Raw genomic sequence first — 13181 nt, forward strand, 5'->3', positions numbered from 1 at the left:
CAGTACCTTTGTAGGAGCAGCCTTGTGCTGCGAAGAGGCCATTACTGCCACAGAGTATGTTTTGCCATGCCGACCCCTTCGCAGCACAAGGCTGCTCCTACAGGTACTGCACTGCACCTGTGGGAGCGGGCAAGCCCGCGAAGAGGCCGGCACAGGCAATCGAAACCTTTCAGCCCGCCACCGCTCCAGGCAACACCCTGTAAACGGCCCGGAACGCGTTCCGGGCCGTTTTCATTTAAAGTTCAACCCCTTGGCAACGTCAGGCAAAGGTAAACCTCTGGTAAAGGCGCTTTGCTAAAACGAAGCCAGTGCTTATCGTTCATCCTCCCCAAGTCGTCATTCCGAACAAGGTTCGTTCAACCCATGCAAGCGTCCAATTCCCGTTCCCCTCGTCGCTGGCTCGTTGGCCTGTTGATCCTGCTGCTGGTGGCTGCACTGGCCTGGTGGCTGTGGCCCGCAGCAGCGCCTGCGCCCAAGGAAGCCGGTGGCGGGCGCGGTGGCAAGGGCATGGGCATGATGGGCGGCCGCCCGGGCTTTGGTGGCTCCAGCGACCCGGTGCCGGTACGCGTCGAGCCGGTGCGGGTGGGCGATTTCCCGCTGTACTACAAGGCCCTGGGCACAGTCACCGCGACCAACACCGTCAACGTGCGCAGCCGCGTGGCTGGCGAGCTGGTGAAGATTCACTTCAAGGAAGGCCAGCAGGTCAAGGCCGGCGACCTGCTCGCCGAGATCGACCCGCGCCCGTACCGCATCGCCCTGCAACAGGCCGAAGGCACCCTGGCGCAGAACCAGGCGCAGCTGAAGAACGCCCAGGTCGACCTGGCCCGCTATAAAGGCCTGTACGCCGAAGACAGCATCGCCAAGCAAACCCTCGACACCGCCGAAGCACAAGTGGCGCAGTTCCAGGGGCTGGTGAAGACCAACCAGGCGCAGGTCAACGACGCCCGCCTGAACCTCGATTTCACCCAGATTCGCGCGCCGATCAACGGCCGCGTGGGCCTGCGCCAGCTCGACCTGGGCAACCTGGTAGCGGCCAACGACACCACCGCGCTGGTGGTGATTACCCAGACCGAGCCGATCAGCGTTGCCTTCACCCTGCCGGAAACCGAGCTGAGCACCGTGCTGGAACGCTACCGCAGCGGCGCCAGCCTGCCGGTCGAAGCCTGGGACCGCAGTGACAGCAAGCTGCAATCCACCGGCGTGCTGGGCAGCATCGACAACCAGATCGACACCACCACCGGCACGCTCAAGTTCAAGGGCCGCTTCGAGAACAAGGACCTGGCGCTGTTCCCCAACCAGTTCGTCAACGTGCGCCTGCTGGCCGACACCCTCAAGCAGGTGACCATGGCCCCGGCGGCGGCGATCCAGTTCGGCAACGACGGCACCTTCGCCTATGTGGTCAACGCCGAGAGCAAGGTGAACGTGCGCAAGCTCAAGGTGGGCGCCAGTGACGGCGAGAACAGCGTCATCCTCGAAGGCCTGAAGGCCGGCGACCGCCTGGTGCTGGAAGGCACCGACCGCCTGCGCGAAGGCACCAAGGTGGAAGTGGTCGAAGACAGCTCACAGGTGCCGACCACCCCGGGCCAGCATCTGCAAGGCCAGGAAGCCAAGGGTTCGGCACGCGCTGGTGATGTGCAGCCTGGTGAAGCACAGCCTGGTAGCGCAGCGGGCAAGGCGGGCGCATGAACCTCTCGCGTCTGTTCATCCTGCGGCCGGTTGCCACCACGCTGAGCATGCTGGCCATCGTCCTGGCCGGCCTGATCGCCTACAAGTTGTTGCCGGTTTCCGCCTTGCCGCAGGTGGATTACCCGACCATCCGGGTCATGACCTTGTACCCCGGCGCCAGCCCGCAGGTCATGACCAGCGCCGTTACCGCACCGCTGGAACGGCAGTTCGGCCAAATGCCGGGCCTGGAGCAGATGGCCTCGACCAGCTCCGGTGGCGCCTCGGTGCTGACCTTGCGCTTCAACCTCGACATGAACATGGACGTTGCCGAGCAACAGGTGCAAGCCGCGATCAACGCCGCCAGCAACCTGCTGCCCAGCGACCTGCCGGCACCGCCGGTGTACAACAAGGTCAACCCGGCCGATACCCCGGTGCTGACCCTGGCTATCTCCAGCAAGACCATGCCGCTGCCCAAGCTCAACGACCTGGTCGATACCCGCGTGGCACAGAAGCTCGCGCAGATCAGCGGTGTGGGCATGGTCAGCATCGCCGGTGGCCAGCGCCAGGCGGTGCGGATCAAGGTCAACGTCGATGCACTGGCCGCCAACGGCCTGAACCTGGAAGACGTACGCACCCTGATCGGCGCGTCCAACGTCAACCAGCCCAAGGGCAATTTCGACGGCCCGACCCGGGTGTCGATGCTCGATGCCAACGACCAGCTGCGCTCCCCCGAGGAGTACGCCAACCTGATCCTGGCCTACAACAACGGCGCACCCTTGCGCCTCAAGGATGTGGCCGAAATCGTCGACGGCGCGGAAAACGAGCGCCTGGCTGCCTGGGCCAATGAAAACCACGCAGTGCTGCTGAACATCCAGCGCCAGCCGGGCGCCAACGTCATCGAAGTGGTTGACCGCATCAAGGCCCTGTTGCCATCGATCACCGACAACCTGCCGGCCGGCTTGGATGTCTCGGTACTCACCGACCGCACCCAGACCATCCGCGCCGCGGTCAAGGACGTGCAGCACGAACTGCTGATCGCCATCGCCCTGGTGGTAATGGTCACGTTCGTTTTCCTGCGCCGCTTCAGCGCCACCCTCATCCCGTCGATCGCCGTGCCGTTGTCGCTGATCGGCACCTTTGGCGTGATGTACCTGGCCGGCTTCTCGGTCAACAACCTGACGCTGATGGCCCTGACCATCGCTACCGGTTTCGTGGTCGACGACGCCATCGTCATGCTGGAGAACATCTCCCGGCACATCGAGGAAGGCGAGACGCCCCTGCAGGCGGCGCTCAAGGGCGCCCGGCAAATCGGCTTCACCCTGATCTCGCTGACCTTCTCGCTGATCGCGGTACTGATCCCGCTGCTGTTCATGGCCGATGTGGTCGGCCGCCTGTTCCGCGAGTTCGCCATCACCCTGGCGGTGGCCATCCTGATTTCCCTGGTGGTATCGCTGACCCTGACGCCGATGATGTGCGCGCGCCTGCTCAAGCGCGAGCCCAAGGAAGAGGAACAGGGCCGTTTCTACCGCGCCAGTGGCGCCTGGATCGACTGGCTGATCAGGCACTACGGCAGCGCCCTGCAGTGGGTACTCAAGCGCCAGCCGCTGACGCTGCTGGTGGCCGTGGCCAGCCTGGCGCTCACCGTATTCCTGTACATGGTGGTGCCCAAGGGCTTCTTCCCGGTGCAGGACACCGGGGTGATCCAGGGCATTTCCGAAGCGCCGCAGTCCACCTCGTTCGCTGCCATGAGTGAACGCCAGCAGGCCTTGAGCAAGGTGATTCTGCAGGACCCGGCGGTGCAGAGCCTGTCGTCCTACATCGGTGTCGATGGCGACAACGCCACGCTCAACAGCGGCCGCCTGCTGATCAACCTCAAGCCCCATGGCGAGCGTGATGTGACTGCCAGCGAGGTGATCAACCGCCTGCAGCCGCAAGTCGACCGGCTGGTGGGCATCCGCCTGTTCATGCAGCCGGTGCAGGACCTGAGCATCGAAGACCGGGTCAGCCGTACCCAGTACCAGTTCAGCCTGTCGTCGCCGGATGCCGACCTGCTGGCACAGTGGAGCGGCAAGCTGGTCCAGGCGCTGCAGCAGCGCCCGGAACTGGCCGACGTGGCCAGCGACCTGCAGGACAAGGGGCTGCAGGTGTACCTGGTGATCGATCGCGACATGGCCAGCCGCCTGGGGATCAGCGTGTCGCAGATCACCAACGCCCTGTATGACGCCTTCGGCCAGCGCCAGATCTCGACCATCTACACCCAGGCCAGCCAGTACCGCGTGGTGCTGCAATCGCAGGATGCAGCGGTGATCGGCCCGCAGGCGCTGGAGTCGATCCACGTCAAGGCCACCGATGGCGGCCAGGTGCGCCTGTCGGCGCTGGCGCGGATCGAGCAGCGCCAGGCCCAGCTGGCCATTTCCCACATCGGCCAGTTCCCGGCGGTGACCCTGTCGTTCAACCTGGCCCACGGCGCATCGCTGGGCGAGGCGGTGCAGGTGATCGAGCAGGTGCAACAGGACATCGGCATGCCGCTAGGCGTGCAGACCCGCTTCCAGGGTGCAGCGGAGGCCTTCCAGGCATCGCTGTCGAGCACCTTGCTGCTGATTCTGGCGGCGGTGGTGACCATGTACATCGTGTTGGGTGTGCTGTACGAGAGCTACATTCACCCGGTGACCATTCTTTCGACCCTGCCGTCGGCGGCGGTCGGCGCCTTGCTGGCCTTGCTCATCAGTGGCAACGACCTGGGCATGATCGCCATCATCGGCATCATCCTGCTGATCGGCATCGTCAAGAAGAACGCGATCATGATGATCGACTTCGCCCTCGAGGCCGAGCGCCAGCAGGGCATGAGCCCGCGCGATGCCATCTACCAGGCGGCGCTTTTGCGCTTCCGGCCGATCCTGATGACCACCCTGGCCGCGCTGTTCGGCGCCGTGCCGCTGATGCTCGCCACCGGTTCCGGCGCCGAGCTGCGCCAGCCGCTGGGCCTGGTGATGGTCGGCGGGTTGCTGGTCAGCCAGGTACTGACGCTGTTCACCACCCCGGTCATCTACCTGTACTTCGACCGCCTGGCCCGCCGCTGGCGCCCGGCCACTGACGTGAAGCAGGCCGAGGCATGAACCTGTCCGGTCCTTTCATCCGTCGCCCGGTGGCGACCATGCTGTTGAGCCTGGCGATCATGCTGCTGGGCGGGGTCAGCTTCGGCCTGCTGCCGGTGGCACCGCTGCCTCAGATGGACTTCCCGGTGATCGTGGTGTCGGCCAACCTGTCCGGCGCCAGCCCGGAAGTGATGGCGTCCACCGTGGCCACGCCGCTGGAGCGCAAGCTGGGCAGCATTGCCGGCGTGACCACCCTGACCAGCAGCTCCAACCAGGGCTCCACGCGGGTGATCATCGGCTTCGAGATGGGCCGCGACATCGACGGTGCAGCGCGCGAGGTGCAGGCGGCGATCAACGCCACCCGCAACCTGCTGCCCAGCGGTATGCGCAGCATGCCCACCTACAAGAAGATCAACCCGTCGCAGGCACCGATCATGGTGCTGTCGCTGACCTCGGATGTGCTGCAGAAAGGCCAGCTGTACGACCTGGCCGACACCATCCTGTCGCAGAGCCTGGCCCAGGTGCCCGGGGTAGGGGAGGTGCAGATCGGCGGCAGTTCGTTGCCGGCGGTGCGCATTGCCGTGGAGCCGCAGTTGCTCAACCAGTACGGCCTGTCGCTGGATGAAGTGCGCACTGCGGTGTCCAACGCCAACCAGCGCCGGCCAATGGGCTTTGTCGAGGACGCCGAGCGCAACTGGCAGGTGCGTGCCAACGACCAGCTGGAAAGCGCCAAGGACTACGAGCCCGTGGTGATCCGCCAGCAGAACGGCACCATCCTGCGCCTGTCCGACGTGGCAACCATCACCGATGGCGTCGAGAACCGCTACAACAGCGGCTTCTTCAATGACCAGAGCGCGGTGCTGCTGGTGGTCAACCGCCAGACCGGCGCCAACATCATCGAAACGGTCGACCAGATCAAGGCGCAGCTGCCGGCCCTGCAGTCGCTGCTGCCGGCCAGCGTGCAACTGAACGTGGCCATGGACCGTTCGCCAGTGATCAAGGCAACCCTCAAGGAAGCCGAGCACACCCTGCTGATCGCCGTGGTGCTGGTGATCCTGGTGGTCTACCTGTTCCTTGGCAGCCTGCGTGCCTCGCTGATCCCCAGCCTGGCGGTGCCGGTGTCACTGGTGGGCACCTTCGCGGTCATGTACCTGTGTGGTTTCTCGCTCAACAACCTGTCGCTGATGGCGCTGATCCTCGCCACCGGGCTGGTGGTGGATGACGCTATCGTGGTGCTGGAGAACATCTCCCGGCACATCGAGGACGGCCAACCGCCGATGAAAGCGGCCTTCCTGGGTGCCAGGGAAGTGGGTTTCACCTTGCTGTCGATGAACGTATCGCTGGTGGCAGTGTTCGTCTCCATCCTGTTCATGGGCGGCATCGTGCGCAACCTGTTCCAGGAGTTCTCTATCACCCTGGCGGCGGCGATCATCGTGTCGCTGGTGGTATCGCTGACCCTCACGCCGATGTTGTGTGCCCGCTGGCTCAAGCCGCACCAGGCCGAGCAGACCCGCCTGCAGCGCTGGAGCGACCAGTTGCACCAGCGCATGGTTGGAGCCTATGACCGCAGCCTGGGCTGGGCCTTGCGCCACAAGCGCCTGACCCTGTTCAGCCTGCTGGCCACCATCGGCATCAACATCGCCCTGTACGTGGTGGTACCCAAGACGCTGATGCCGCAGCAGGATACCGGCCAGTTGATGGGCTTCATCCGCGGCGACGACGGCCTGTCGTTCAGCGTGATGCAGCCGAAAATGGAAGTGTATCGCCGGGCTTTGCTGGCCGACCCGGCGGTGCAGAGCGTTGCCGGTTTCATCGGCGGCAACAGCGGCACCAACAACGCCTTCGTGCTGGTGCGCCTGAAGCCGATCAGCGAGCGCAAGATCGACGCGCAGAAGGTGATCGAGCGCCTGCGCAAGGAAATGCCCAAGGTGCCAGGCGGGCGCCTGTTCCTGATGGCCGACCAGGACCTGCAACTGGGCGGCGGCGGCCGTGACCAGACCTCGTCGCAGTACCTCTATACCCTGCAAAGCGGCGACCTGGCTGCGCTGCGCGAATGGTTCCCGAAAGTGGTGGCGGCGCTGCGGGAACTGCCGCAGCTGACAGCCATCGACGCTCGCGACGGCGCCGGCACCCAACAGGTGACCCTGGTGGTCGACCGCGACCAGGCCAAGCGCCTGGGCATCGACATGGACATGGTCACCACGGTGCTGAACAACGCCTACAGCCAGCGGCAGATCTCCACCATCTACGACAGCCTCAACCAGTACCAGGTGGTGCTGGAGATCAACCCGAAGTACGCCTGGGACCCGAGTACCCTCGAGCAGGTGCAGGTGATTACCGCCGACGGGGCACGCGTGCCGCTGTCGACCATAGCCCATTACGAGAACAGCCTGGCCAACGACCGGGTCAGCCATGAAGGCCAGTTCGCCGCCGAAAGCATCGCCTTCGACGTCGCCGAAGGCTACAGCCCCGACCAGGCCATGGCGGCGCTGGAGCGCGCGGTGGCCAAGCTGGGCTTGCCCGAGGAAGTGATCGCCAGGCTCGGCGGCAGTGCCGACGCCTTCGCCAAGACCCAGGAAGGCCAGCCGCTGATGATCCTTGGCGCGCTGGTGCTGGTCTACCTGGTGCTTGGTATTCTGTACGAAAGCTACATTCACCCGCTGACCATCCTCTCGACACTGCCCTCGGCCGGCGTCGGTGCCTTGCTGGCGCTGTACGTCACCGGTGGCGAGTTCAGCCTGATCTCGCTGCTGGGGCTGTTCCTGCTGATCGGCGTGGTGAAGAAAAACGCCATCCTGATGATCGACCTGGCCCTGCAGCTGGAGCGCCACCAGGGCCTGACACCGGAGGAGTCGATCCGCCGGGCCTGCCTGCTGCGCCTGCGGCCGATCCTGATGACGACCCTGGCGGCCATCCTCGGTGCCTTGCCGTTGCTGCTGAGCCACGCCGAAGGCGCGGAAATGCGCCAGCCACTGGGCCTGACCATCATCGGCGGCCTGGTGTTCAGCCAGATCCTCACCCTTTACACGACACCGGTGGTCTACCTGTACCTGGACCGCCTGCGTCACCGTTTCAACCGTTGGCGTGGCGTGCGCACCGACGCCGCCCTGGAAACCCCGCTATGACTTTTGCCCAGACCCCACTTCACCGCGCCCTGCAGACGCTGACCCGTGGGCGTGGCTCGCGCCTGCTCGGCGCCGGGTTGTGTGTCGCCATGCTCAGTGCCTGCACCCTGAGCCCGGACTACCACCGCCCGGAGCTGAGCAGCACGGCGCAGTTCAAGCATGCCGAAGGCTGGACTCAGGCCACGCCGTCCGATGCCATCGCCCGCGGCGCCTGGTGGGAAATCTACGGTGATGCCGGGCTCAATGCGCTGGTCGAAGAGCTCAACCGCAGCAACCAGACTGTGGCGCAATCGGAGGCCCAGTACCGCCAGGCCCAGGCGCTGGTGCGCAGCAGCCGGGCGGCACTGTTCCCCAGCCTGGACCTGAGCGTCGGCAAGAACCGCTCGGCCCAGGGCACCGGCAGCTCCAGCTCGAGCCTGTCGAACAACAGCAGCGGCATTCGCAACACCTACAACGCCCAGCTCGGTGTCAGCTGGGAAATCGACCTGTGGGGCAAGCTGCGCGAGACCCTCAACGCCAACGAAGCCAGTGCCGAAGCCAGCCTGGCCGACCTGGCCTCGATCCGCCTCAGCCAACAGTCGGAACTGGTGCAGAACTACCTGCAGTTGCGAGTGATCGACGAGCAGAAGCGCCTGTTGGAAGCCACCGTGGCAGCTTATGAACGTTCCCTGCGGATGAACGAAAACCAGTACCGCGCCGGTGTCGCCGGCCCGGATGCGGTGGCCCAGGCGCGTACCCAGCTGAAGAGCACCCAGGCTGATCTGATCGACCTGGTCTGGCAGCGCGCACAGTTCGAGAACGCCATTGCCGTGTTGCTGGGCAAGGCCCCGGCCGACTTCGCCCTGGCCGACAGCAAGGCCATTCCGGCGCTGCCGCAAATTCCCGTGGCCTTGCCCTCGCAGTTGCTCGAGCGGCGCCCGGACATCGCTGCGGCCGAACGCAACGTGATGGCTGCCAACGCCAACATCGGCGTATCGCGGGCGGCGTACTTCCCGGACCTGAGCCTGAGCATGAGTGGCGGTTACTCCAGCAGCAGCTTCAGCAACTGGATCGAACTGCCCAACCGCTACTGGTCGGTGGGCCCGCAGCTGGCACTGACCTTGTTCGACGCCGGCAAGCGCAGCGCCGAGGTGGACCGCACGGTGGCGGTGTATGACCAGACCGTGGCGCAGTATCGCCAGACCGTGCTCGACGGCTTCAAGGAAGTGGAAAACCTGCTGGTTCAGTTGAAGGTGTATGGCGATGAAGCGGTAGTGCGCCAGGAGGCACTGGATGCCGCCCGCGAGTCGCTGCGCCTGACCGAGAATCAGTACCGCGCCGGGCTGATCGGCTACCTGGATGTGGTCAACGTGCAGACCACGGCACTGAGCAACGAGCGCAGTGTGTTGAACCTGCTGCAGGGGCGCCTGGTCGCCAGCGTGCAGCTGGTTGCCGCGCTGGGTGGTGGTTGGCAGGCCGAACAGGCGTTTGCCGAGCAGGACTGAATCGACCCGCAGACGCGTCCCCCTGTAGGAGCGGCCTTGTGTCGCGATCGGGGCGCAGAGCGGCCCCAGAACGTTGTGTACAAGCACAGATCGCTGGGGCCGCTTCGCAGCCCGATCGCGACACAAGGCCGCTCCTACAGCTACCGCGCATCCATCCAGGCCGTTGTAGTCTTTGGATCCATTCCCATTCGCAAAAACCCCGTGCGTTTCCCCTAAGCTTGAGTACAATCGTCAGCTTTTTCCGGGCCTCCCGCCCCGCTGGAACTCTCGATGCTGACCGGTAGCTACTCCTCTTCGCTGGTGTTGATTTCGCTGTGCGTGGCAATCCTGGCGTCCTATACCGCCCTTGATCTGACCGGCCGCATCGCCACGGCCAAAGGCCGGGCTGCCTGCCTGTGGATGGGGGGTGGCGCGCTGGCCATGGGCATCGGCGTGTGGTCGATGCACTTCATCGGCATGCTTGCCTTCAGCCTGCCCATCGACCTGGGGTATGACCTTGCCCTGACCGCGTTCTCGTTGCTGATTGCCGTGTTGTCCTCGGGCTTTGCCTTGTGGCTGGTCAGCCAGCCGAGCCTGCCGTGGCAGCAGTTGGCATTTGGCGCGCTGATCATGGGCGCCGGCATCGCCTGCATGCACTACACCGGCATGGCCGCGCTGCGCATGCTGCCGGGCATTGACTATGACCCGACGCTGTTCGGTGCTTCGCTGCTGATTGCCGTGGGCGCCTCGGCAGCGGCCTTGTGGATCGCCTTCCGTCTGCGCGCGCATACCCCCTATGTGCGGCAGATTCGCGGCCTGGCGGCGGTGGTGATGGGCTTTGCCATCGTCGGTATGCACTACACCGGCATGGCCGCGGCGAATTTCCCCGAAGGCAGCTTCTGCGGCGCCCTGGCAGGGGGCGGCCTGCAAGGCGACGGCCTGGTCTACCTGGTGTTGATTACAACCCTGGCGGTATTGGCGGTGGCCTTGCTCACCTCGGTGCTGGACGCCCGCCTGGAGGCGCGCACCGCCGAGCTGGCCCGCTCGCTGACCCTGGCCAACCAGGAACTGACCCAACTGGCCCTGCACGATACCCTCACCGACCTGCCCAACCGTACCCTGCTGGCCGACCGCATCGAGCAGGCCATCGCCAAGGTAGCGGAGCAGGGCGGCTGCTTTGCGCTGATGTTCATCGACCTGGACGGTTTCAAGCCAGTCAACGATGCCTTTGGCCACCACGTCGGCGACTTGCTGCTCAAGGCCGTGGCGGCGCGTTTGCGCGGGCACCTGCACAGCCAGGACACGCTGGCGCGCATCGGCGGCGACGAGTTCGTGCTGCTGGTGCAGTTGCGCGAGCCGAACGATGCCATGGATGTGGCGGTCAAGCAGGTCAACCTGGTGTCACGGCCGTTCCGCGTGGCCGAGCATGACCTGCAACTGACGGCGAGCCTGGGCATCGTCCTGTATCCGGGCAACGGCCAGGACCAGCACGAGCTGCTGCGCAATGCCGACGCTGCCATGTACCACGCCAAGAGCGCCGGCAAGAACGGCTACAGCTTCTTCGACGTTTCGATGAACAGCAACGCCCGCCAGCAGTTGCAGCTGCTGCAGGACTTGCGCCAGGCACTGGAGCAGCGTCAGTTCCGCCTGCACTACCAGCCAAAGTTCGACGCCCAGAATTGCCAGCCGATCGGTGCCGAGGCCTTGCTGCGCTGGGAGCACCCGCAGCAGGGCCTGTTGCTGCCCGACCGTTTCATCGGCCTGGCGGAAAAGACCGGCCTGATCATCCCCATTGGCGAATGGGTGCTCATCGAGGCCTGCCGGCAGATGCGCCAGTGGCTGGATCAAGGGCACCACGGCTGGCGCATGGCGGTGAACCTGTCGGCCATCCAGTTCTGCCATGCCGGGTTGGTCGAGAGCGTGGCCCGGGCCCTGCAGCAGAACAGCCTGCCGGCCAACTGCCTGACCCTGGAAATTACCGAAACCACCGCCATGCACGACGCCGATGCCAGCCTGACGGTGCTGCAGCGGTTGTCCGACATGGGTGTGGACCTGTCCATCGATGACTTTGGCACCGGTTATTCCAGCCTGATGTACCTCAAGCGCCTGCCGGCCAACGAACTGAAGATCGACCGCGGTTTCGTCCGCGACCTGGAGCAGGATAGCGACGATGCGGCGATCGTTTCGGCAATTGTTGCACTGGGCCAGGCGCTGGGCCTGCGCATCGTCGCCGAAGGGGTGGAGACCGACCGGCAGCAGGACTTCCTGACCCGCCTGGGCTGCGATTCGCTGCAAGGCTACCTGCTGGGCCAGCCGGTGCCGGCCGAGCAGTTCATGGTCAAGTTGCAGGCCATGCGCCAGGAAAGTACGGCAGCAGGCTAGACCGCGTCGCGCAGGGTGAAGGCGGGCATGAAGGTATCCATCTCCGCCTCGACGGCCTCGATGATGCGCTCTACATCGGCGGCGGCCATGATCGCCGAGCAGGGGATGCCGGCAATTGCCAGCAGGGTTTCGCCGGTGGCGCGGTCAAACAACCGTGCAACCATGCTGCGTGGCGCATCCATGCTGGCTTCGAAGCCCAGCGGGTGGAAATGCCAGCGCATCACCTGGCAGGCGTTGGGGAACGTCATCTTGTTCATGCCAGCCTCCTTGTCCGTACCTGGACGTGGTGAGCGGGTGGCCACATCGATGCGGCCGCCGGGAAAGTAACCATAGCACCTGTCACGGACTATTCTCGGCGGTAAATACGACAAATTCTCTAATGCATGACAGAGGTCACATCCTTGGCATGCACGGCATTTGGCGCAGGCCCGCAAGGCAAACGTTTTCCTGGCACGATAGCGGCAGATCACCCGGTAGGTTCTGCCACTTGATCGACTTTCGCCGCACGGGGTTTTCGGACGAGCGGTGCGATCAGCCGAGCAACCCGGCAGCGATATTGATGGTGAACCCCAGAATCGCCGTATTGAAAACAAACCCCACCAGCGAATGCGCCAGCACCACCCGGCGCAGGCCTCGCCCGGCGATGCCCACATCGGAGGTTTGCACGGCAACGCTGATGGTGAACGAGAAGTAGTGGAAGTCCCAGTAATCAGGGTTGCGTTCGCCATCGGCGAAGCGCAGCGGCGGTTCGTGCTTTTGTCCGGTATAGAACAGCCGGGCGTAGTGCAGGCTGAAAATGCAGCCGATCAACAGCCAGGAGCCAGCCACGGTCAGGCCGGTATAGAGGTAGTGCAGGGCCAGCGCCGTGCCTTGCAGGCCGCGGCTGGACACCAGTTGCAGGGTGACGGCGGCGAGGCTGGCGATGGCGGCGATGCACACGGTGAGCAGGACCAGGCCGGCGTTTTCGTCTTCGACGCGGGCTACCTTGCGGACCTTTTCCGGGCTGGCGTTCCAGCTCAGATAGAGCACCAGCAGCAGGTAAAGCCATACGCCAAGGTTCCAGCCGGCGAGAAAGTGCTGCACGCTGTCGCCAGCGGGGATCAGCCAGGCACCGAGCAGGCCGACCACGGTGGCGATGCTCAGGCGTGGGTGGGTGCGGGTCAGGCGGTGGAAAGCCATGGGGCCTCGTTTTCGATGGGCATGGCTACCACTCTAGACCGTCATTACAGAGATAACGGACATGCGCGGGTCCATTGTGGGAGCGGGCGAGCCCGCGAAGCAGGCACCGCGGGGGCTGGCAAGTACCCTGTGGGAGCGGCTTTAGCCGCGAACACCGGCGCAGCCGGTGCCATGCACCGCGTTGGATTCTTCGCGGCTAAAGCCGCTCCCACAGAGTATGCGGTGTACCCACTGATTCTTGCTGTCGCCCATCGCACGCCCTTGCAACTCTC

Annotated in this window: 7 protein-coding genes; 5 read left to right on the forward strand and 2 right to left on the reverse strand. The window is 64.9% G+C overall.

Annotated features, from left to right (window positions below; translation table 11 throughout):
- Positions 1-363 precede the first annotated feature (363 nt).
- The 5 genes from JV551A3_RS13745 (at position 364) to JV551A3_RS13765 (ending at position 11730) form a co-directional block, all read left to right on the forward strand.
- Positions 364-1686 carry an MdtA/MuxA family multidrug efflux RND transporter periplasmic adaptor subunit gene (locus JV551A3_RS13745; protein ID WP_133971933.1) on the forward strand — a complete coding sequence of 441 codons (1323 nt, stop codon included), beginning with the start codon at positions 364-366 and terminating at the stop codon, positions 1684-1686.
- Positions 1683-4781: an MdtB/MuxB family multidrug efflux RND transporter permease subunit gene (locus JV551A3_RS13750; RefSeq protein WP_133971935.1), complete on the forward strand. Its 3099-nt coding sequence runs from the start codon at positions 1683-1685 to the stop codon at positions 4779-4781. The genes JV551A3_RS13745 and JV551A3_RS13750 overlap by 4 nt, the downstream gene beginning before the upstream one ends.
- A complete protein-coding gene (locus JV551A3_RS13755) occupies positions 4778-7885 on the forward strand; it encodes an efflux RND transporter permease subunit (protein ID WP_133971937.1) in 3108 nt (1035 codons plus the stop codon). The genes JV551A3_RS13750 and JV551A3_RS13755 overlap by 4 nt, the downstream gene beginning before the upstream one ends.
- Positions 7882-9369 carry an efflux transporter outer membrane subunit gene (locus JV551A3_RS13760; RefSeq protein WP_133971939.1) on the forward strand — a complete coding sequence of 496 codons (1488 nt, stop codon included), beginning with the start codon at positions 7882-7884 and terminating at the stop codon, positions 9367-9369. Before JV551A3_RS13755 ends, JV551A3_RS13760 begins: the two co-directional genes overlap by 4 nt.
- 270 nt (positions 9370-9639) lie before the next feature.
- Complete coding sequence (locus tag JV551A3_RS13765) at positions 9640-11730, forward strand: putative bifunctional diguanylate cyclase/phosphodiesterase (protein ID WP_133971941.1); 2091 nt, start codon at positions 9640-9642, stop codon at positions 11728-11730.
- On the opposite strand, the gene JV551A3_RS13770 is transcribed toward JV551A3_RS13765, so the two are convergent.
- Both JV551A3_RS13770 and JV551A3_RS13775 read right to left on the reverse strand, forming a co-directional pair.
- Positions 11727-11987, reverse strand: a complete 261-nt coding sequence (locus JV551A3_RS13770; RefSeq protein ID WP_013972974.1) for a DUF1652 domain-containing protein — start codon at positions 11985-11987, stop codon at positions 11727-11729. The genes JV551A3_RS13765 and JV551A3_RS13770 overlap by 4 nt on opposite strands.
- A 274-nt stretch (positions 11988-12261) precedes the next feature.
- On the reverse strand, positions 12262-12909 hold the full coding sequence (locus JV551A3_RS13775) for a DUF1345 domain-containing protein (protein ID WP_133971943.1): 648 nt from the start codon (positions 12907-12909) through the stop codon (positions 12262-12264).
- Positions 12910-13181 lie beyond the last annotated feature (272 nt).

The sequence above is a fragment of the Pseudomonas inefficax genome (genome assembly GCF_900277125.1).
Lineage (GTDB): Bacteria > Pseudomonadota > Gammaproteobacteria > Pseudomonadales > Pseudomonadaceae > Aquipseudomonas > Aquipseudomonas inefficax.